Source organism: Streptomyces sp. ISL-99, assembly GCF_018614005.1.
In the GTDB taxonomy this organism is placed as follows: Bacteria; Actinomycetota; Actinomycetes; order Streptomycetales; family Streptomycetaceae; genus Streptomyces; species Streptomyces flavidovirens.
Genome location: NZ_JAGGPC010000035.1, coordinates 84,816 through 105,704 on the forward strand (window position 1 = coordinate 84,816; position 20,889 = coordinate 105,704).

At 71.5% G+C, this 20,889-nt stretch carries 20 protein-coding genes; 11 read left to right on the forward strand and 9 right to left on the reverse strand.

The genetic code is table 11. From position 1 onward, the window contains the following. Positions 1-76 precede the first annotated feature (76 nt). The gene (locus J7E91_RS22225; RefSeq protein ID WP_214907533.1) at positions 77-850 is read left to right on the forward strand and encodes a bifunctional DNA primase/polymerase; all 774 of its coding nucleotides are present in this window, start codon (positions 77-79) and stop codon (positions 848-850) included. Positions 851-872: 22 nt separating this feature from the next. Here the strand turns inward: J7E91_RS22225 and J7E91_RS22230 are convergent, their stop codons facing one another. Further along, positions 873-1,916, reverse strand: a complete 1,044-nt coding sequence (locus J7E91_RS22230) for a hypothetical protein (RefSeq protein WP_214907535.1) — start codon at positions 1,914-1,916, stop codon at positions 873-875. A 140-nt stretch (positions 1,917-2,056) separates the two neighbouring features. On the opposite strand from J7E91_RS22230, the gene J7E91_RS22235 reads away from it, so the two are divergent. After that, positions 2,057-2,728: a PhzF family phenazine biosynthesis protein gene (locus J7E91_RS22235; RefSeq protein WP_214907588.1), complete on the forward strand. Its 672-nt coding sequence runs from the start codon at positions 2,057-2,059 to the stop codon at positions 2,726-2,728. Here J7E91_RS22235 and J7E91_RS22240 read toward each other — a convergent pair. Continuing rightward, the gene (locus J7E91_RS22240) at positions 2,718-3,407 is read right to left on the reverse strand and encodes a heme oxygenase (biliverdin-producing) (protein WP_214907536.1); all 690 of its coding nucleotides are present in this window, start codon (positions 3,405-3,407) and stop codon (positions 2,718-2,720) included. The genes J7E91_RS22235 and J7E91_RS22240 overlap by 11 nt on opposite strands. 174 nt (positions 3,408-3,581) lie before the next feature. Beyond that, on the reverse strand, positions 3,582-4,439 hold the full coding sequence (map, locus tag J7E91_RS22245; protein WP_214907537.1) for a type I methionyl aminopeptidase: 858 nt from the start codon (positions 4,437-4,439) through the stop codon (positions 3,582-3,584). A gap of 58 nt (positions 4,440-4,497) precedes the next feature. Here map and J7E91_RS22250 point away from each other — a divergent pair, with 58 nt between their 5' ends. After that, positions 4,498-4,734: a hypothetical protein gene (locus J7E91_RS22250; RefSeq protein ID WP_214907540.1), complete on the forward strand. Its 237-nt coding sequence runs from the start codon at positions 4,498-4,500 to the stop codon at positions 4,732-4,734. Positions 4,735-4,865: 131 nt separating this feature from the next. Here J7E91_RS22250 and J7E91_RS22255 read toward each other — a convergent pair whose 3' ends face one another. Next, the gene (locus J7E91_RS22255; RefSeq protein WP_214907542.1) at positions 4,866-5,468 is read right to left on the reverse strand and encodes a hypothetical protein; all 603 of its coding nucleotides are present in this window, start codon (positions 5,466-5,468) and stop codon (positions 4,866-4,868) included. 92 nt (positions 5,469-5,560) lie between these two features. On the opposite strand from J7E91_RS22255, the gene npdG reads away from it, so the two are divergent. Further along, entirely contained in the window at positions 5,561-6,295 is a 735-nt protein-coding gene (gene npdG / locus J7E91_RS22260) for an NADPH-dependent F420 reductase (protein ID WP_214907544.1), read from the forward strand. A 78-nt stretch (positions 6,296-6,373) separates the two neighbouring features. Continuing rightward, the gene (locus J7E91_RS22265; protein ID WP_214907546.1) at positions 6,374-6,559 is read left to right on the forward strand and encodes a hypothetical protein; all 186 of its coding nucleotides are present in this window, start codon (positions 6,374-6,376) and stop codon (positions 6,557-6,559) included. Here the strand turns inward: J7E91_RS22265 and J7E91_RS22270 are convergent. Further along, positions 6,549-7,343 (reverse strand): site-2 protease family protein, encoded by a 795-nt coding sequence (locus J7E91_RS22270; protein ID WP_214907549.1) that lies wholly within the window; start codon positions 7,341-7,343, stop codon positions 6,549-6,551. The genes J7E91_RS22265 and J7E91_RS22270 overlap by 11 nt on opposite strands. 107 nt (positions 7,344-7,450) lie before the next feature. On the opposite strand from J7E91_RS22270, the gene J7E91_RS22275 reads away from it, so the two are divergent. Further along, positions 7,451-7,981 carry a DUF6578 domain-containing protein gene (locus tag J7E91_RS22275; protein WP_214907551.1) on the forward strand — a complete coding sequence of 177 codons (531 nt, stop codon included), beginning with the start codon at positions 7,451-7,453 and terminating at the stop codon, positions 7,979-7,981. 4 nt (positions 7,982-7,985) lie between these two features. Further along, entirely contained in the window at positions 7,986-11,522 is a 3,537-nt protein-coding gene (locus J7E91_RS22280; RefSeq protein ID WP_214907553.1) for a BTAD domain-containing putative transcriptional regulator, read from the forward strand. A 73-nt stretch (positions 11,523-11,595) separates the two neighbouring features. Here J7E91_RS22280 and J7E91_RS22285 read toward each other — a convergent pair whose 3' ends face one another. From J7E91_RS22285 to panB, 3 genes are all read right to left on the reverse strand, one after another. Further along, positions 11,596-12,435 carry an ABC transporter permease gene (locus J7E91_RS22285; protein WP_214907555.1) on the reverse strand — a complete coding sequence of 280 codons (840 nt, stop codon included), beginning with the start codon at positions 12,433-12,435 and terminating at the stop codon, positions 11,596-11,598. After that, entirely contained in the window at positions 12,432-13,472 is a 1,041-nt protein-coding gene (locus tag J7E91_RS22290) for an ATP-binding cassette domain-containing protein (RefSeq protein ID WP_214907557.1), read from the reverse strand. The genes J7E91_RS22285 and J7E91_RS22290 overlap by 4 nt, the downstream gene beginning before the upstream one ends. Before the next feature lie 126 nt (positions 13,473-13,598). Further along, positions 13,599-14,462 carry a 3-methyl-2-oxobutanoate hydroxymethyltransferase gene (gene panB / locus J7E91_RS22295; RefSeq protein ID WP_214907559.1) on the reverse strand — a complete coding sequence of 288 codons (864 nt, stop codon included), beginning with the start codon at positions 14,460-14,462 and terminating at the stop codon, positions 13,599-13,601. Positions 14,463-14,769: 307 nt separating this feature from the next. On the opposite strand from panB, the gene J7E91_RS22300 reads away from it, so the two are divergent. Next, positions 14,770-15,792 carry an endonuclease/exonuclease/phosphatase family protein gene (locus tag J7E91_RS22300; RefSeq protein ID WP_214907590.1) on the forward strand — a complete coding sequence of 341 codons (1,023 nt, stop codon included), beginning with the start codon at positions 14,770-14,772 and terminating at the stop codon, positions 15,790-15,792. Between the two features lie 137 nt (positions 15,793-15,929). Continuing rightward, positions 15,930-17,165: an MFS transporter gene (locus tag J7E91_RS22305; RefSeq protein WP_214907561.1), complete on the forward strand. Its 1,236-nt coding sequence runs from the start codon at positions 15,930-15,932 to the stop codon at positions 17,163-17,165. Positions 17,166-17,506: 341 nt separating this feature from the next. Here J7E91_RS22305 and J7E91_RS22310 read toward each other — a convergent pair whose 3' ends face one another. Then, on the reverse strand, positions 17,507-19,267 hold the full coding sequence (locus tag J7E91_RS22310) for an NAD+ synthase (protein WP_214907563.1): 1,761 nt from the start codon (positions 19,265-19,267) through the stop codon (positions 17,507-17,509). A gap of 399 nt (positions 19,268-19,666) precedes the next feature. Here J7E91_RS22310 and J7E91_RS22315 point away from each other — a divergent pair, with 399 nt between their 5' ends. Next, the gene (locus J7E91_RS22315) at positions 19,667-20,353 is read left to right on the forward strand and encodes a DUF998 domain-containing protein (RefSeq protein WP_214907565.1); all 687 of its coding nucleotides are present in this window, start codon (positions 19,667-19,669) and stop codon (positions 20,351-20,353) included. After that, the coding region (locus J7E91_RS22320; protein WP_214907567.1) for an alpha/beta fold hydrolase at positions 20,350-20,889 on the forward strand (540 nt) is incomplete at its 3' end. The genes J7E91_RS22315 and J7E91_RS22320, both read left to right, overlap by 4 nt.

Consider the following 20,889-nt stretch of genomic DNA (forward strand, 5'->3'; position numbering starts at 1 on the left):
CCGGATGGGGACTGCGGCCACCCGAGGCGCAGGATGGTGGCAGCATGGACAGCACAACGCTGAGGTGAGGGGTTGAATGGGCGCCGATTTCGGCCGCTATCGCGGCACAGAGAGCAGGCAGACAGTGGAAAGCCGACTTCCCCAGTGGCTGCGCCGCCGCCCGAAGGCCACCGACGCCGACGACCTGGCCGAGAGCCGCGAGGCCCTGCTCCTGGCCGCCGCCGCCGCGGGCCTGCCGCTCGCGCCCGCCGCGCACCCCGCGGGATACCGATGTTCGTGCGAACGCGTCGGGTGTCCCACCCCTGCCCGGCACCCCGTCTCGTTCGCCTGGCAGACCCAGTCGACCACCGACGCCGCGCAGATCAAACGCTGGGCCGAGGGCCAGCCGCAGGCCAACTTCATCACCGCCACCGGCATGGTCCACGACGTACTCGACGTACCGCTCGAAGCGGGCCGCAGCGCGCTGGAACGGCTGCTCGAAGCCGGGGTCGACGTCGGCCCGGTGGCCGAGTTCGGCGCCAGCAACGGCGACGACGCGCGCCTGCTCTTCTTCACCGCCACCCGCGGCACCCCGGACGACGAGGACGAGTGGTGGCCGTGCGAGCTGGACTGCCACCCGGAGACGATGGACGAGCATCCGGGGCTGCGCTGGCACTGCCGGGGCAGCTACGTCCTCGTACCGCCGGCGAAACTTCCCGGTGAGCACGGGGTGAGCTGGGTCCGCGGCCTCGAACATCCGCTGCCCGACCCGCTGACGCTCCTGGAGACGCTGACCGACGCGTGCGCGCGGTACGTCGGCGAGGACGACCCGGACGACCACCACGCGGTGGCCTGGCCGCTGGGCCGCTGAGCCGCCGGGGCAGGGGAGCGGTTCACGACCCCTTGGCGGCCGTGAGCCCCTGAATCCGGGCGAGCACGGTCACCTGCGGCTTCCCCACGCCGGCGCCGGTTCCACCGGACGACCCGCCCGCCGCGTCCTTCGGCGGCACCAGCACGACCTGGCTGGAGACCCGCTCCTTGGTGAGCTTGGTCTTCGCCGTGCCGGTCATCAGCGCCCGTACGTCGGCGTTGAGGTCCAGCCGGACCCCGTCGGCCACGGTCTGCTGCTCGAACTGGCGGGTGGCGAAGAACACCGTCGCCCCGCCGTCCTCCGTGACCAGCCCCAGCGGCGCGAACATCCCTGTGTCCAGCGCCTGGTCGAGGTACTGGACCGTGCGTCCGACCTGCCGCGCCGTCTTCTGGCGCATCTGGCGTACGGCGGAAGTGTGCGGCCCCGGCGCGAAGTTCTCGGGCTTGCCGTCCTGCATGTACGACGCGTACTGCACGCTCAGATCCTTCGGCGGCACCACGAGCCCGGGCGCGTCCGGCGCCACCGGCTCGGCCCAGCCGTCCTTGTCCTTCTTGAAGGCGGGCATCTCGTCCGGCGTCAGCACCGACAGGTGCGAGACCTCCCACAGCTGGTTGGCCCCACCGCGTACGAACACCAGCAGCCAGCGCGTGTCCAGCCGCCCGCCGTCCTTGTCGCGGTTGCTGTCGGTGTCCGCGACGAACCACCTGGGCCAGCCGGCCTTCTTGGGGATGGAGAACTTCGCGTCGGTCAGCTCCAGCGGATCGTGGCGCGGATTCCCGTTCGGGCTCTGCGCCTGGCGCGCCTTGAGTCCGGCCTGATTGATCGCGCCGAGCGCACCGGTGACCCGGCCCGCGTCGAGGGCCGGATCGTACGCCTTGTCCGCCTTGTTGTACGCGGCCGTGAAGTCCTTCAGGGCCTGCGCGGCCTCGGACTCCGTCGCCGCCGGTACGACTTCCAGCTCGCCGTGCACCGTCACGCACCCGCTCGCCGTCAGCGACAGCGCCGTCGCTGTCGCGAGCGCCGTTCCCAGCCGCCTCAGCGTGCTCCGCCTGCCCAGCCTGCTCATGCGCTGCCTTCTGTGTCTTCGTGCCCACCGACTTCCGGAACCCTACCGGGGACGGGAAAGGCGCGGGCGTGGGGATCAGGTACAGCAGCCACACCGTGACCTGGAACAGGGAAGGCGCGGGCTGGTGCTTCAATGCCGGGGTGAACGAACTCGACGTACTCCGCGTCTTCTGCGGCCCCGACGGACGCCACGGCAACGCCCTGGGCGTCGTACGCGACGGACGTGCGTACCCCGACGAGGCGTCCCGACAGGCCCTCGCCGCCGAACTCGGCTTCAGCGAGACCGTGTTCGTCGACGACCCCGAGCGCGGCGTCGTCGACATCTACACGCCCGGCCTGCGCCTGCCCTTCGCCGGACACCCCCTGGTCGGCACCGCCTGGCTGCTCGACCTGGAAGTGGTCAACCCACCGGCGGGGGAGGTGTGGGCGCGTAACGACGGCGAGTTCACGTGGATCACGGCGCGCGCCGAGTGGGCCCCGCCGCGCCGCCTCCAGCGGTACGCGTCGGCGGCCGAGGTCGACGCGCTGCCCGCCCCTCCGCCCGGCGAGGGCTGGCTGTACGCGTGGGCCTGGGAGGACGAGGCGGCGGGCCGGGTCCGCGCGCGGGCGTTCCCGCGCCGCGACGACGGGCTTACGGAGGACGAGGCGACCGGCGCCGCGGCGCTGCTGCTCACCGCCGAACTGGGCCGGGCCCTGAACATCACGCAGGGCCGCGGCTCCCAGATCCTGACGGCGCCGGGACCCGAGGCCACGATCGAAGTCGGCGGCCGCGTCCGCTTCGCGCCACACCCGCCGCAGGGGTTCACGCGCTGAGCGGGAACTCCCCGCCCAGCTCGCGGAAGACCGCCCCGTTGAAGTCGAAGGCGCGCTTGCACTCGTCGATGATGCGCTGCTTCTCCAGGGCGTCCGCGTTCACCTGGTCCAGCAGCTCCCGGTAACTTCGCTTGAAAGCGGCCGGGTTGGAGATGCCCTCGAAGACATAGAAGCGCACCCCGTCGCCCTTGCGCTCGAAGCCCCAGGTCCGTTCCGCCTTGTCGCGGATGATCTGGCCGCCGGACAGGTCGCCGAGGTAGCGCGTGTAATGGTGCGCCACGTACCCGGCCGGCCAGTCGCGCGCGCACTCGGCGACGCGGGCGGCGTACGCCGCGGTGGCGGGCAGCGGCTCGGCCCCTTCGCGCCAGTCGGCGCCGCGCAGGTGCGCCAGGTCGCGTTCCAGCTCGGCGGTGCGCATCAGCTCGGGCTGGATGAACGGGCCGGCGACCGGGTCGTCCGCGAGCGACTCGGCGGCGTCCTCCAGCGCCCGGTACACGAACCACAGCTGCTCCGTGTAGCGCGCGTACGCGTCGACGGAGAGCCTTCCGCCGAGCAGGTCGCTCATGAAGGTGGAGGTCTCCGCCTCGGTGTGCTGTTCGTGCGAGGCGACGCGGATCAGCGTGGAGAAGGGGGTCGCGGCGTCGGTGGCACTGGCGGCTGCTGTGGCGGTGGCGTCCAAGGCGGACCTCCGGGGACCGAGGGGACGGGAAAGGAAGAGCCTGCGGTGGCAGCACGCGCAGCCGCCACCGTCGATCTTCCTACTTAGGCATGCCTAAGTCAATGCGTTCCCGACGACCTGTCGGTAAAACGCTACCGCCCCGGCCCGTTCGTGGCATCCGCTCACGGCATCCGCTTACGGCAGCGTGAGAATCTCCGCCCCGGTCTCCGTCACGACCAGCGTGTGCTCGAACTGCGCCGTCCGCTTGCGGTCCTTGGTCACGACCGTCCAGCCGTCTTCCCACATGTCGTACTCGTGCGTACCCAGCGTGAGCATCGGCTCGATGGTGAACGTCATGCCGGGCTGCATCACCGTCGTCGCGTGCGGGCTGTCGTAGTGCGGGATGATCAGGCCGGAGTGGAACGACGCGTTGATGCCGTGCCCGGTGAAGTCCCGCACCACGCCGTAGCCGAAGCGCTTGGCGTACGACTCGATGACCCGCCCGATGACGTTGATCTGGCGCCCCGGCCTGACCGCCTTGATGGCGCGGGCCAGCGACTCGCGGGTGCGCTCGACGAGCAGTCGCGACTCGTCGTCGACGTCACCGCACAGGTACGTCGCGTTGTTGTCGCCGTGCACACCGTTGATGTACGCCGTGACGTCGAGGTTCACGATGTCGCCGTCCCGCAGCACCGTGGAGTCCGGGATTCCGTGACAGATGACCTCGTTGACGGAGCTGCACAGCGACTTCGGGTAACCGCGGTAGCCGAGGGTAGACGGGTAGGCACCATGATCGATCATGAAGTCGTGAGCGACCCGGTCGAGCTCGTCCGTGGTCACACCGGGTGAGATGTGCTTGGCGGCCTCCTCCATCGCCTGGGCGGCGATGCGGCCCGCGATGCGCATCCGCTCGATGGTGTCGGAATCCTGGATCTCCGGGCCGGTGTACGGCGTCGGCGCCGGCTTCCCGACGTACTCGGGACGCCGGATATTGCCGGGAACGGAACGGGTGGGAGAGAGCTCCCCTGGTACGAGCAGCGACTGGCCAGACATGCAAGCGAGTGTATCCAGCCGCCATCGGGCAGCATGGCGACAGAGGAAGGAGCCGACGATGGCCCTGTTCAAGAAGCGCACCGCCGGAAAGCCGGGCGAATGGTTCTACTGCCTGGAGCACAAGAAGGTCGAAGAAGGCCCGGAGTGCCCGGCGAAGGACCGTTTCGGCCCCTACGGGACGCGTCAGGAGGCGCAGCACGCGATGGAGACCGCGGCCGAGCGCAACCTCCAGTGGGAGACGGACCCGAAGTGGCACGACAAGGACACCGCGCAGCCGGACGAGGAAGGCACCTGAGGCCTGCCCCCGCTCCTCAAACGCCGGAGGGCGTCCGGGGGTCTGGGGGCTTGCCCCCAGTTTCGGGAAGGGGCGGGTAGGGGAAAGCCCCGCGCAGCGGCACCCGCACCCACCCACACCGCGCCCACCCCCTACCACCGCCCCGGCGGCGGCGCTGTCAGCTGGTCGGCGAGGCGGGAGAGGCGGTCACGGAACCGCCGCCGCCCCCGCGGCGCCGGCAGGCTGTTCTCCCCCGCCGCCGCACTGACCAGGTGCTGCACGGTATCCAGATCCACCTCCCCGTCCACCGGCACGGACAACGCCTCGTGCGCCAGCCCCCGGATCTCCCGGTCGCCGCCGTCCAGCGACAGCACCGTCGCCCCGGCCCGCCGCGCGTCGTGCACCCGCTCCAGTAGCCCCGCCTCCGGCTGCTCCGGCGCCACGACCAGCAGCGTCTCGCCCCGGCCCGCCGCCTCGATCCTGCCCAGGCCCACCGACAGGTGCGCCGGCTCCCCGGGCCGCACCCGGTGGCGTACGAGTGTGGGGTTCAGTTCCGCGAGCCCGGACCACGCCGCCTCGTCCACGAGATGCGCGGCCAGGTGCCACGGCTCGTACACCTCGGTCCCCACCAGCAGCAGCCCGCCGCCCTGCGGCACGACGGAGGACCGCAGCGCCCCGGCGAACCGCTGCGTGGCCGGCAACCACTCGGTCCCGTCGAGGACTTCACGCAGCAGGGCGACACGTACGGCATCCATGCGGCGGCATCCTGCCGCACCTGCCCGCCGACTGCCCGCGAATGCCTCCGCCTCACCCGTACGAGCGTGCTACCTGCAAGTAGGGTCGGCCCATGACTTCCACTGACAACAGCACCGGCAGCGCGCAGCAGCCTGCCGACAAGCCGGCCAAGGCAGCCAAGGACCCCTGGGACCTCCCGGACGTGTCCGGCCTGGTCGTCGGCGTGCTCGGCGGGACCGGCGACCAGGGGCGCGGGCTCGCGTACCGCCTGGCCAGGGCCGGCCAGAAGGTGATCATCGGCTCGCGCGCCGCCGAGCGGGCGCAGAGCGCCGCCGGTGAACTCGGCCTCGGCGTCGAAGGCGCGGACAACGCGGAGTGCGCGCGCCGCAGCGACATCGTGATCGTCGCCGTGCCGTGGGACGGCCACGCCAAGACGCTCGAAGCGCTGCGCGAGGAACTGAGCGGCAAGCTCGTCGTCGACTGCGTCAACCCTCTCGGCTTCGACAAGAAGGGTGCGTACGCCCTGAAGCCCGAGGAGGGCAGCGCCGCCGAGCAGGCCGCCGCCCTGCTGCCGGACTCGCGCGTGTGCGCCGCCTTCCACCACCTGTCGGCCGTCCTCCTCCAGGACGAGGCGATCGAGGAGATCGACACCGATGTGATGGTGCTGGGCGAGTCCCGCGCCGACACCGACATCGTGCAGGCCCTGGCGGCCCGTATCCCCGGCATGCGCGGCGTCTTCGCCGGCCGGCTGCGGGGCGCCCACCAGGTGGAGTCCCTGGTCGCCAACCTGATCTCGGTGAACCGCCGCTACAAGGCGCACGCGGGCCTGCGCGTGACCGACGTGTAGGAGCTACGTCCAGGAGCTGTCGGGGCATGGGGGACACTGGACCGGAAGCATTCCGCACCCGGACAGGAGCCGCCCCCCATGCCCCGCCTCGCTCTGTACGCCTTCGTCGTCTGCGTCCTCGCCGTGGCCGCGGCGGTGGTGTCCTTCGTCCAGGGCAACTGGCTCGGGGTCGTCTGGATCCTGCTGGCCGCAGTCGCCTCCAACATGGCCTGGTACTACGTCCGCAAGGCGAAGGCCGGCCGCGGGACCCCCGTCACGGGCTGACCGGCGACGCGAGGTCGGGGTCGCCGTCCCAGAACTGGTAGAACGCCCGGCCCGTCCGCCAGTCGTCGACCCCCAGGCTCCGCAGTACGGCGTCGACCGCGTCGAAGAAGAGGCCCCCGACCTCGGGGATCCACAGCACGGCGAAGACCAGCAGCAGCCCGAAGGGCGCGAGCGGCTCAACCTGGCGGCGGATCCGGTACGAGAGCCAGGGCTCGATCACGCCGTATCCGTCCAGCCCCGGCACCGGCAGGAAGTTCAGGATCGCGGCCGTGACCTGGAGCAGTGCGAGGAACCCGAGCGCGTAACGGAACGGGTCCGGGACGCCGGCCAGCGCGTCCAGCCAGAACGGCGCGGTGCACACGAGCGCGAACAGCACGTTGGTCAGCGGCCCCGCCGCCGAGATGAGGCTGTGCTTCCAGCGGCCCTGGATGCGTCCCCGCTCGATGAAGACGGCGCCGCCCGGCAGGCCGATGCCGCCCATGATCACGAAAAGCACGGGCAGCACGATGCTGAGCAACGCATGGGTGTATTTAAGAGGATTCAGGGTCAAATACCCCTTCGCGCCCACCGAGATGTCGCCACTGTGGAGCGCGGTGCGGGCGTGCGCGTACTCGTGCAGACACAGCGAGACGATCCACGCGGACGTGACGAAGAGGAAGACGGCGAAGCCCGTACTCACCGAGAACTCCGTCCACACCGCCCAGCCGGAGACCGCCATGACGGCGACGATCCCGAGGAAGACGGGACTGATCCGCCGGTCGCGACGGGTGAGGGCGGTGGTCATGGGCAGGTCTCCAGAAGATGGTGGCAGGCCGGACAGCAGGACTGCCTACCCAGCAGGACTACGAAAACGTCTCGCGCGGCCACGGTAGTTCCGGCGAAGCTGCATGCATGACGCTCTGGCGAATCATGTACGAAAGCTGGCAGATGGAGTGCTGCGGCGAGCCGTTCTCGGTCGGCGACGAAGTGCGGTGGCCGCTGGCGCTGCATGAGCCGGACGAGGTCACGGCCCACGAGTCGTGGGAGGACACCTACAGCGAGCTGGAGCCGGCGGGCTACGGGCTGGTGAGCGGCCCCGGCGTCATCGCTCTCTACGCGGGGGAGACGCTCAGCCGCCCGGTCGTCGGACTCCTCGCCGTCGAGACGCACGGCCCGCAGCCGGAAGACGTCCCCGAGACCGTCGGTACGGTCCGCTCGATCCAGGTCGTCACCGAGGGGTACGCCGAGACGCACACCGGGTCGCGTTCGTACGAGCCGGTGGCGGGCGAACGGTGGCTGCGGGAGATCGGCACCTGCCCCAGATGGTTCAGCGACGAGACGCTGCCGGACCGCGGGGGCCGGGGCTACCGGCGCGTCGAGACGGGGGCTCTGGTGGAGCTGGAGACGCCCGGCGGTCCGGTGTCCGCGCGTCCCGGACAATAGATCCGTGCGCTACCGCATCCTCGGACCCACGCAAGCACTCCGCGACGACGGCACGCCGATCGCCGTCGGCGGGGCGCGGCTGCGTGCCGTGCTGACGGTGCTGGCGCTGCGGCCGGGGCGTACGGTCACGGTCGGCGCCCTCACCGACGAGGTGTGGAACGGCGAGCCGCCCGCCGACGCGACCGGCGCGCTCCAGGCCCTGGTCGGCCGCCTGCGCCGGGCCCTGGGCCACGCCGCGATCGCCTCCACGGACGGCGGCTACCGGCTGTGCGCCGACCCGGACGACGTGGACCTGTACCGCTTCGAGCGGCTGGCGGTGGAGGGCACGCGGGCCCTGGACGAAGGCGACCCGGGCAAGTCGGCGGAGCTGCTGGAGGAGGCGCTGGGCCTGTGGCACGGGCCGGTCCTGGCCGGCCTCCCGGACCGTACGGCGGAAGCAGCCCGCTGGGAGACCCGCCGCCTCGCGGCCCGCCACACCCGCCTGGCCGCCCTGCTCGCCCTGGGCCGGCCGGAGGAGACCCTGCCGGAGCTCGCCGCCCTCTGCGACGACCACCCGCTCGACGAACACCTCCAGTCCCTCCGCCTGCGCGCCCTGCGCGACACGGGCCGTACGGCGCAGGCATTGGCGGCGTACGAAGAAATCCGCCGCGACCTGGCGTCCCGCCTGGGCACGGACCCGTCCCCCGAACTCCGCGCCCTCCACACCGAACTGATCACCCTGCCCGAAACAAACCCCGCCGCCACACCCGCGCCCCGGGCCAACGCCTCCGCGTCCGCCCCCACCCCGGCTTCACCCGCCACACCGCCGGGAGGGGACGTGCCGGGGCGCTCCCCGCAGGGCGTTGAACGCAACCACCGCGAACGAACCAACGCAGTACCCGAACGTTCGACGCCCGAGGAGACGACCCGGCGCGGCACCGCCCCCAACGCCCCAGCAACCGCACCCCCGGCTGCGCCTGCCACGCCGCTGGCAGGGGACGTATCGGGGCGCTCCCCGCAGGGCGTTGAACGTTCGGCGCCCGAAAAGCTCCTGCCGCACGGAAACCTGCGGGCCCGCTTGACCTCCTTCGTCGGACGTGAGGCCGACATCGCTGCCATCACCGCCGACCTGGGGCGGGCCCGCCTCGTCACCCTGCTCGGCCCGGGCGGCGCCGGGAAGACGCGGCTGTCGCAAGAGGCCGCCGAGGCCGCCAACGGCACCTGGCAGGAGGGTGTCTGGCTCGCCGAGCTCGCCCCCGTCGACGACCCCGACACCGTTCCCGAAGCCGTACTCGTCGCGCTGGGCGCGCGCGAGACCGTGCTGCGCGGCGCCGGCGCCGAGGAACTGCGCGCCGCGGACCGGCACGGCGACGATCCGCTCCTCCGCCTCGTCGAGCACTGCGCCCGCCGCAGGATGCTGATCCTGCTGGACAACTGCGAGCACGTCATCGACGCCGCGGCCCGCCTCACCGAGGAACTCCTGGCCCGCTGCCCCGGCGTGACCGTACTCGCCACCAGCCGCGAACCGCTCGGCGTCCCCGGCGAGACCGTCCGCCTCGTGGAACCGCTGCCCGACCCCATGGCGCTGCGCCTCCTCGCCGAACGCGGCGCCGCCGCGAAACCCGGCTTCCGTATCGACGACGACCCGGCCGCCGCCGCCGAGATCTGCCGGCGCCTCGACGGACTGCCCCTCGCGATCGAACTGGCCGCCGCCCGGCTCCGGATGCTCACCCCGCGCCAGATCGCGGACCGCCTCGACGACCGGTTCCGGCTCCTGACCGGAGGGAGCCGCACCGTACTGCCGAGGCAGCAGACGCTGCGCGCGGTCGTCGACTGGTCGTGGGACCTGCTGGACGAGGGGGAGCGGGCGGCCCTGCGCGCCCTGTCCGTCTTCGCGGGCGGCTGCGACCTGGCCGCCGCGGAAGCGGTGTGCGGCCCCGACGCACTGGACCTGCTCGGCTCACTCATCGACAAGTCACTGGTGGTGGCGGCCCCTTCGGGCAACGGCACCATGCGCTACCGCCTCCTTGAGACCGTCGCGGAGTACGCCGCCGAACGCCTCGACGAGGCAGGCGACCGCCCCACCGCCGAGCGCCGCCACCTCGTCCACTTCCGCGAGCTCGTCCGCCGCGCCGAACCCCTGCTGCGCGGCCGCGAACAACTCGCCTGCTTCAGCCTCCTGGAGGCCGAGTACGAGAACCTGCGCACCGCCCTGCGCCGCGCCGTCGCCGCCCGCGACGAGCACGAGGCACTCTGCCTGGTCCACTCGCTCGCCTGGTACTGGACGATCCGGGGCCTGCGCGGCGACGCCCGCCACTGGTCCCGCGCCGCCGCCGAACTCGGCCCCGACCCCTTCGCCCCGCCGGCCGCACCCGCTCCCGCCCTGCACGAGCGGTGTACGGACACTCCGCCGCCCATGGCGCCGGAACAGCTGCTGGAGGCCAGGCGAGGGGCCTGGCTCATCCACCTGGCGAGCATGAACCACGAGCTCGACGTGTGGACCGGCGACGAGGCGACGGCATGGCTGCGCCGCGTAGTCGACGTCTACCGGCCCGGCCTGCCGCAGACCTGCCGTATCCCGGGGAATCTCTGGATCTACGCGGTCATGCTGACCGGCAGCCCCGGGCAGCTGCAGGAGGTCGTCAACCGAACCGTCGACGCCTGCCGGGAGTACGGCTACACCTGGGAGCTCGCCATGGCCCTCCAGCTGCGGGCCAACATCCTCGCCAACCGGAGCGACTGGGGCGGCAACGCCGGCCGCGACGCCGACGAGAGCCTGGAGATCTTCACCCGGCTCGGTGACGCCTGGGGCAGGGCCGAGGCACTGGCCGCCCGCGGCGAGGCACGCGAGCGCACAGGTCAATTCACCCTCGCCGCCGAGGACTTCCGCGCCGCGATCGGCCAGGCGGACCTGCTCGGCGCCCAGACCCAGGTGGCGCTGCTGCGGGCACGGCTCGCCGGCGTACTGCTGGAGACCGGGGACGGTGAGGAGGCCGAGGCGATGCTGCGCGCAATCCTGGCCGAGGTCGAACAGCACGGCCACGAGTCGGAGCCCGCCGCCCGCATGTTCCTGTGTATGCGGCTCGGCCGCACGGGCCGTACGGACGAGGGGCGAGAGCAACTGGAGCTGATGCGCCAGTCCTTCAACCGCTCCAACCTCGCGCTTTTCGCAGGCTTCGTGCTCGGCCTCCTCGCCTGGATGGACAACCTGGACGGCCGGTACGAGGAGGCCCTCGGGCACGCCCGCGAGGCGTTGGAAAGTTCACGCGAGCCGCTGTCCCGCATTGTCGCCCCGCAGATGCCCGCGATGCACCTGATGACGGTGGCCGGTGCCCTGGCAGGGCTGGGCGGCCCCGGTCGCGCCCGCGACGCGGCGCTGCTGCTCGGCGCGTACGAGGCGCTGCTCCCGTCCGGCCACTTTTTGGCGACCCAGGAGCGTGAGGCGAGGGCGGCCGCCGAGGCGGCGGCCCGCGCCGCGCTGGGCGACGCCGCGTACGAGACGGCGTACGCCGAGGGCGGCGGCCTCACCCTGGATGAGGCCGCCGCCATCGCCGGCCGGTGACGAGCTCCGCGCACCTCAGAAAACGTCACGAAGAAGCGATAACGAAACGTCAGGAAGAACTGATAACGGAACGTCAGGTCTTCTTGCGGAACTTCGAGATCGCCAGCGGCGCCGTCACCAGCGTGATGGCCGCGGCCCACGCCAGCACCATCCACACATCGCGGGCGACGGGCCCGCCGATGAACAGTCCGCGCGCCGCGTCGGCGAGGCTCGACAGCGGGTTGTAGTCGGTGAAGGCCTGGAGCCAGCCCGGCATCGTCGACGGCGGGGTGAAGATCGACGACCCGAACTGAAGCGGCATCAGCACGAGCATCGCCATCCCCTGCACGGCCTGCGCCGTCTTCACCGACAGACCGATCAGGATGAAGATCCACATCAGCGACGCGCCGAAGAGCAGCGAGAGCCCGACGGCCCCCAGCACGTGCAGCGGCGACGTGTCGACCGACATCCCGAGGACGAAGCCCACGGCCAGCAGGATCGCGAAGGCGACCATCATCCGGCCGACCTCGACGACGATCTTCGCTATGAGGACGGAGGACCGGGCGATCGGCATCGTACGGAACCGGTCCATGACCCCCTTCTGGAAGTCCTCGTTGATGCCGGTGCCGACGGCCATGGAGACGTTCAGTCCCATCATCGCCATCAGACCGGGCACCAGATAGCTGACGTACTCGTCCTGCTTGCCGTTGCCCGCGACCGCCCCGCCGAAGACGTAGGTGAACAGCAGAGTGAAGACGATCGGCATCAGCAGGACGTCGAACATCGACTGCGGGTCCTGCTTGATCTGCAAGGTGTTGCGGCGGGCGAGCGCGCCGATGTGCCGCAGATTGGCCCGCAGACCGATCCGCCCTTCGCTGTCGTGCGCCTTCACGGACGACGACGTGGCCGCCGGTGTCACTGTCGCCGCGCTCATGCCGCGACCTCCTCGTGCTTGTGGTCCGCTGCGGAGTCGACGGTCCCGGCCGCCGCGTCGCTCGTCTTCTCGCCCGTGATGGCCAGGAACACCTCGTCCAGGCTGGGCAGATGGGTGCCTATGTGCGCGATGCCGAAGCCGCGCGCACCCAGCAGGCCGACCACCGCGGTCAGTTGCTCGTCGCTCAGGATCGGTACGTACAGCAGGCCTTCGCCGGCGTCGACCTGCGAACCCGCGATGCCGTCGAGCCCGGCCCCGGCCAGCGCCTGCGCCATGGCGGGCAGCAGCGCCGGGTCGGTCGGACGGACCTCCAGGGTGCGGCCACCGACCTTCGCCTTGAGCTCGTCGACCTTGCCGCCCGCGATGACACGGCCGCGGTCGATGACCGTCAGTTCGCTCGCGAGCTGCTCCGCCTCCTCCATGTACTGGGTGGTGAGCAGGACGGTGACCCCCTCGCCCACCATCCGCTTCACCTCGTCCCACACTTCGTTGCGGGTACGGGGGTCGAGACCGGTCGTCGGCTCGTCCAGGTAGAGCACGGCGGGCTGCCCGATCATCGACGCCGCCAGGTCCAGGCGCCGCCGCATGCCGCCGGAGTACTGCATCACGGGCTTCTTCGCGGCCTCGGTGAGCGAGAACCGCTCCAACAGTTCGTCGGCCCGCCGCCGCGCGTCCTTGCGGGACAGATCGAGCAGCCGCCCGATCATGTAGAGGTTCTCCCAGCCGGCGAGCTTCTCGTCGACCGAGGCGTACTGCCCGGTCAGGCCTATGGTGCGGCGGAGCTGCCGGGGCTGCTTCACCACGTCGTACCCGGCCACCACGGCCGTGCCGGCATCCGGCTGGACCAGGGTGGACAGGCAGCGTACGAGAGTGGTCTTGCCGGCGCCGTTGGGCCCGAGGACACCGAGCACGGTGCCTTCCCGTACGTCCAGGTCCACGCCGTCCAGTGCCTTGGTCTCGCCGTAGTGCTTGACCAGTCCCCTTACCTCGACGGCGTTGGCCGCGCCGCCTGTGGGGTTCTTGTCGAATCGCGTCATGCCGACCATGAGAACAGCCGCCACTGACAACGCACCGACAGAATGCCGACAGCCCGCCGATGGGGGATGTCGGCGGGCTGTCTGTGGTGCGGCAGTGGCTTTGTTACGGACTGAAGGACTGACGGACTAGTGGAAGGTGTGCTCCTCCTGCGGGAACGTTCCGCCGACGACATCGCCGGCGAACGCCTTCGCCGCGTCCCCGAGGGTCTGCCGCAGGTTCGCGTACTGCTTGGTGAAGCGCGGCACCTTGCCGCCCGTCAGACCCGCCATGTCGGTCCAGACCAGGACCTGTGCGTCCGTGTCGGGCCCCGCGCCGATGCCGACGGTCGGAATGTGCAGCGAGCGCGTCACCTCGGCGGCCAGCTCGGCCGGTACGAGTTCCAGCACGACCGCGAAGGCACCCGCGTCCTGCGCCGCCTTCGCGTCCCGCAGGAGCTGGTGCGCGGCCTCGTCGGTGCGCCCCTGGACCCGGTAGCCCATGGTGTTGACGGACTGCGGCGTCAGGCCGAGGTGCGACATCACCGGGATGCCGGCCTTCACCAGCAGCTCGGTCTGGGCGTGCGAGCGCTCACCGCCCTCCAGCTTCACCGCGCCCACGCCCGCGTCCTTGATCAGCCGGGTCGCGTTGCGCAGGGCCTGCACCGGGCCTTCCTGGTACGAGCCGAAGGGCAGGTCGCCGACGATGAGGGCGCGCTTGGTGCCCCGTACGACAGCGGCGGAGAGCAGCGTCATCTCGTCCATCGTGACGGGCACGGTCGTCTCGTAACCGAGGTGACAGTTCCCCATGGAGTCGCCGACGAGCATGACCGGAATCCCGGCCTCGTCAAAAACAGACGCGGTCATCGCGTCGTACGCGGTGAGCATGGGCCACTTCTCGCCCCGCTCCTTGGCGGCGGCGATGTCGTGGACGGTGATGCGGCGAGTGCCCTTGCCGCCGTACAGCGCCTTGCTGCTGTCGGCGGATGTCTTCTGGGCAGCCTGAAGCGTCATGACCAACGGCTCCTTCGAAATCTCGAGGCGCCCTGACGGCGTCCCCGGACCACGTCCATGGTGGCATCCCGGCGGCACCCACGGGAAGTGGGGACCCGCACCCGGCCGCACGCACTGGCTGGTTTGTGCGCGTTTCGTCACAGGGTTCGGATGGCGCCCACGAACCGGAACCCGTCGCGCCACCCTGTCGTCCTCGTGGCAGTACGGCCGTCGTGTTGCGGCGGCGGGGAAAGACACCGGCCATCCCCTAGGGTCAGACGGGGGGCAGGGCGGTGTGCACGGCAAGGCAGTCAGTGAGGACAGCGGAATGGCGCAGGCGTACATGACGGACACGGGGAACGGCAGCTCAGGGCATGAGCGTCCTGGATCCCGGTTCCGGCGCCGTCTCGGGAGCCTGCGTCACGATCGCGGGATCTGGCGGCGCGGCATCATCCTCGCCCTCTGCGCGGTCCTGCTCACACTCCTGATGGTCTTCCACGCGGAGATCCCCAACAAGGTCGGCAACCTCGGCAGCCTCACCGAAACCTTCCTGCCCTGGCTGGGCGTGGGCATCCCGCTGCTGCTGGCCGGCGCCCTGCTGCGGCGCTCGGCGACCGCGCTCGTCGCGCTGCTGCTGCCGGCCATGGTCTGGCTCAATCTCTTCGGCGGCCTGCTCACCGACAAGACGTCCCCCGGTGGCAACCTCACGGTCGCCTCGCACAACGTCAACGCCGACAACCCCGACCCCGAGGGAACGGCCCGCAAACTGGCCGATTCCGGTGCTGACGTCGTGGCGCTGCAGGAGCTCAAGGCGAGCGAGGTGCCGGCGTACGAGCGGGCGCTGTCCGACACGTACAAGTACCACTCGGTGCAGGGCACGGTCGGCCTGTGGAGCAAGTACCCCATGAGCGACACGCAGCCCGTGGACATCAAGATGGGCTGGACCCGGGCCATGCGCTCGACGGTGACGACCCCGGAGGGCCAGGTCGCCTTCTACACCGCCCACCTCCCGTCGGTACGGGTCAAGGTCAACGCCGGTTTCACGGCCGGGCAGCGTGACGAAAGTGCCGACGCGCTGGGTGAGGCGATCGCCCGCGAGCCCGTCGGCAAGGTAGCCCTCCTCGGCGACCTGAACGGCACCATGAACGACCGGGCCCTGAACGCCGTCACCTCGCAGATGCGGTCCACGCAGGGTGCGGCGGGCGACGGCTTCGGCTTCAGCTGGCCCGCGTCGTTCCCGATGGCGCGGATCGACCAGATCATGGTGAAGGGGATCAAGCCGATGTCGTCGTGGGCGCTGCCGGAGACGGGCAGCGATCACCTTCCGATCGCGGCGCGGGTCGAGATCTGACAGCCGCAGGCCCGGCCGCGCGCCCTGCCGCACGCCCTCTCGCAACCCGGCGTTTACGTCGGGGAACATTTCCCCTGAGAGACTTTGTTCAGTACGGGAACGTACTCGCGCGCCCCCTGCCACTGAAAAGGTCCTTCATGCCCAGGCCGCCCCGGCCCGTAGCCCTGCTCGCCCTCGCCGTCAGTGCCTTCGGCATCGGCACCACCGAGTTCGTGATGATGGGCCTGCTGCCCAATGTCGCGGACGACCTGGGCACCTCGGCGCCCACCGCCGGCTATCTCGTGTCGGCGTACGCCATCGGCGTGGTGATCGGCGCCCCGCTGCTCACCGCGCTCGGCTCGCGCATCCCGCGCAAGCGCATGCTGCTCCTGCTCATGGCCCTCTTCACGGTCGGCAACCTCGCCTCCGCCCTGGCCCCCGGCTTCGGCTGGCTGGTCGCGGGCCGGGTGCTCGCCGGGCTGCCGCACGGGGCGTTCTTCGGGGTCGGCGCGGTGGTCGCGGCGCGGCTGGTCGCGGACGGGCGGCAGGCGCGGGCCGTCGCGACGATGTTCCTGGGCCTTACGGTCGCCAACATCGTCGGCGTACCGACGGCGACGCTGCTCGGACAGCACCTCGGCTGGCGTGCGACGTTCCTGGTGGTGGCGGCGATCGGGCTGGTCGCCATGGCGGCGCTGGCCCGTCTGGTGCCGTACGTCCCGCTCGACGCGCGGCAGAGCGTACGCCGCGAACTGCGCACCCTCGGCAACCGTCAGGTGCTGCTCGGGCTGCTCACCGCGGTCTTCGGCTTCGCCGGCGTCTTCGCGGTGTACTCCTACCTGGCCTCGATGACGACGGAGGTCATGGGCTTCGGCGAGTCCTCGGTGACGCTGGTCCTGGCCCTGTTCGGCATCGGCATGACGCTGGGCGCGCTGGCGGCGGGCCCGCTGACGGACCGCGCCCTGCGCCCCACGCTCTACGGCTCACTGGCCGTGCTCGCGGTCGTTCTGCTGGCGTTCAACTACACCGCGCATGTGCGGTGGGCGGCGCTGGCCACTGTGGTGGTGCTGGGTGCGGTCGGCTTCATGACCACGACGCCGCTTCAGATGCTGGTCATGAACAAGGCCAAGGAGGCGCCCACGCTGGCGTCGGCCTCCAACCACTCCGCGTTCAACCTCGCCAACGCGGGCGGCGCGTGGCTCGGTGGCATGGCGATCACGGCGGGCTGGGGCTGGATGTCTCCGACGCTGGTCGGCGCGGTGCTCGCGGCGGCAGGCCTCGCGATCGCCGTGACGGCGGGCCTCCTGGACCGGACCCCGGCGTCGTCCCGCTCCCGCGTGGTCGCCTCCGGTGCGGGGGGATCGGGGCGGGAGCCGGCGCGGGACGGGGCGGGGTGAGGGCGATTATTTCCCCACCCCGCCCCTTCCCGAAACTGGGGTCAAGCCCCCAGACCCCCGGACGCCCTACGGGCGTGTCCTCAAACGCCGGACGGGCTGGAGGGTTGCCCCTGGGCAACTTTCAGCCCCTCCGGCGTTTGAGGAGCGGGGTCTGGGGCGGAGCCCCGACAGCACCCCCGGCCGCATCCAGCCCGTCCGGCGCTTGAGGACCGGGGCCCTGGGGCAGCGTCCCGGGTCGGGAAGGGGCGGGTCGGGGAAAGCCCGCCGCAGGCACACCGCACCCGCACCCGCCCGCACCGCCCCCGCGTCACCGGCGCCCGGCGTCACCCGCACCTCACACGTCAGCCGAACTCGCGCCACCGGTTCGTGATCGGGAGCCGGCGGTCCTTGCCGAAGCCCTTCGCGGAGATCTTCGTGCCCGGCGGGTACTGCCGCCGCTTGTACTCCGCCGTGTCCACCATCCGCAGCGTCTTCGCGACCAGCGCCCGGTCGAACCCGGCGGCGACGATCGACTCCAGGCCCTGGTCCTTGTCGACGTACAGCTCCAGGATCCGGTCCAGGACGTCGTAGTCCGGCAGCGAGTCGGTGTCCACCTGCCCCGGCCGCAGCTCCGCGCTCGGCGGCTTGGAGATCGAGCTCTCCGGGATCGGCGGAGTCTGGCCCCGCTCCTCGGCCGCCTTGTTCCGCCACTTGGCGAGCGTGAAGATCCACGTCTTGTAGACGTCCTTGATCGGCCCGTACGCCCCGACCGAGTCGCCGTACAGGGTCGAGTACCCCACCGCCAGCTCCGACTTGTTGCCCGGCGCGAGCACGATCTGGCCCTCCTGGTTGGAGATGGCCATCAGCGTCGTGCCGCGCAGCCGCGACTGGAGGTTCTCCTCGGCGAGGCCGGTCAGGCCGAGCGAGTCCATGTACGCGTCGAACATCGGCTCGATCGCGACGGTCCGGTAGTTCAGCCCCGTACGCCGCGCCAGCTCCGCCGCGTCGCCCTTGGAGTGGTCCGAGGAGTACTTCGACGGCATGGACACGCCGTACACGTTCTGCGCACCCAGCGCGTCGCACGCGATCGCGGCCACGAGCGCCGAGTCGATGCCCCCGGAGAGCCCGATCAGGACCTTGCTGAAACCATTCTTGGCGGCGTACGCGCGAAGTCCCACGACGAGGGCCGAGTACACCTCCTCCTCGTCCTCCAGGCGCTCGGCGTAACCACCCGTCAGCTCGGGCTCGTACGCCAGCACCGGCTCCTCGGAGAGGATCACGCGGTCGATGTGGAGCCCGTCGTCGACGATTCCGGCCGGAGCTTCCCCGCTCGGCGCCGCCGCCGGCAGGTCCAGGTCGAGCAGCATGCTCCCCTCCGAGAACTGGGGGGCGCGCGCGATGACTTCGCCGTCCTTGTCGCAGACGATCGAATCGCCGTCGTAGACCAGTTCGTCCTGGCCGCCGATCATCGCGACGTACGCCGTCGTGCAGCCCGCCTCCTGGGCGCGCTTGCGGACCAGTTCCAGCCGGCTGTCGTCCTTGTGGACCTCGTACGGCGAGGCGTTGATGGAGACGAGCAGACCCGCCCCGGCGGACCGGGTGGCCGGCACGCGTCCGCCGTCCTGCCAGAGGTCCTCGCAGATGGCGAGGGCGACATCGACGCCGTGCACCCGGATGACGGGCATCGAGTCGCCCGGCACGAAGTACCGGAACTCGTCGAAAACGCCGTAATTCGGGAGGTGGTGCTTGGCGAAGGACAGCGCGACCTTCCCGCGGTGCAGCACGGCGGCGGCGTCCTGCGGGGACCCGGCGGGCTGGCCGTAGCGCGGCTGGGCCTTCTCGCAGCGGTCGAGGTAGCCGACGATGACCGGGATCTCCCCGAAGCCCTCCTTCTCGAGGCGCACCGCGAGCGCGCGCACGGCGTCGCGCGAGGCCTCGACGAAGGACGACCGCAGCGCGAGGTCCTCGACGGGGTAACCGGTCAGCGCCATCTCGGGGAACGCCACGAGGTGGGCGCCCTGCTCGGCGGCGTGCCGGGTCCAGTGGACGATCGATTCGGCGTTGCCGGCGAGGTCGCCGACGGTCGAGTCGATCTGATTCAGAGCGAGGCGTAGTTGAGGCACGCGCCCCAGTCTAATCGTCTGTCTGACGCGATGTCCTGGGGGATCCGGCACCGCCGCCCGGATCACTTGACCGGGCCGGTCCAGATGGTGTCGTCGTACTCCATCACGTCCGGGCTGAACTCGACCCGTATCCGGTCGGCCGCGTCGGGCGGCAGGGAGTAGGCGTACTTCCCGACGGACCGCTTGCCCGGCAGGAGGTTGCCGGTAAGGACCTTCTGGCGGCCGCTGCCGTCGATCAGCAGCGAGGCTCGTCGGGCTCATCACCTTTGTCCGGGGCAGGTCGACGGGCGTTCCCGTGGCAGATCCCGGGGGAGGCCCCATGGCGCGTCCCCGAGGCAGCGGCCCCGGCCCCGCCCGGTCGCCGCCGTGCCGTAATCCCGAAGTAACGTTCATCTCACTATGCCCACTGCGTCCCTCCGCGGCACCCGGCCCATCGCCGTCCTCCTCGCGCTCGGCGCCACCGTGTACACCGCCTGGGTACTCGAAGCGGTCCTGGCGACCGGCCTCGACCCCCTGCGCACGTACGTCAGCGAACTGGCCGCCGCCGACCAGCCGTTCGGCGGCCTCTTCCGGGTCACCGACCTCGTCGCAGGTCTGCTGATCCTCGCGGGCGCGCTCTGGGCCTTCGTCAGGTGCCGCCCGCGCGGCCTGTGGGACGTCACCGGCTGGGCGGCCCTCGCCGTCTTCGGCGCCGCGACCGCCGCGGACTCCCGGCTGCCGCTGAGCTGCGCGCCGACCGTGGACGCGGCCTGCGCGGTCCGCGAGGCAGCGGGGTTCGTCCCGGCCACCCACGCGGCGCACGCGTGGAGCAGCAGCATCGCGTCGACCGCGGCGGTCGTCGCCGTCGTGGCGCTCACCGTCGCGGCCCGCCGCCACGGCCGCCGCTCACCCCTCGCCCGTACCGGACCGGCCATCGCGGCGGCCGAACTGGCGGCCACCGTCTGGACCCTGTCGTCCATCGCCGCCTTCGAGGCCGGAAACGGCCTGTGGCTTCTGGGCGCCGGGCAGCGGCTCCAGGTCCTCCTCGCGGCGGTCTGGCTCGTCGTGCTCGCGTGGTCGATCGCACGCGAGAAGCTGTACGAGTGACCTCGACGGGGAGTTTCATCAGGATCGGCGGTACGGCGCACCACGTGGTCGTCGAAGGCAGCGGCCCGGTGTGCGTGCTGAGCGCCGGTCTCGGCATGAGCTGGTTCGACTGGGACCCCGTGGTGCCGCTGCTCGCGCCCTTTCGCACGGTCGTACGGTTCGACCGCCCCGGCCACGGCCTGAGCGCCCCCGCCCCCACCGCCACGCCCCCCACCGCCAGCGGGGAAGCGCACCGCATCGCCGCGATCCTCGACGCGCTGTCCCTGGACGGCGACGGTGACGGTGACGGTGATCACCGCCCGGCCACCGTCGTCGGGCACTCCGTCGCGGGGTTCCACGCGGAGGCGTTCGCCCGCCTGTACCCGGCCCGTACGGCCTCCGTCGTGCTCCTCGACTCCAGCGTCGAGGAGCACGCCCGCCTGCCCGCCGCCCCCGCCCTGCGCACCGCGGTGACGCGAGCGCTCGGCACGGCGCTGAGTGCCGCCGGGGCCCCCGCGGCACTCGGGCCGCTCGCGCGCCGCGCGGTGGTGCGGGCC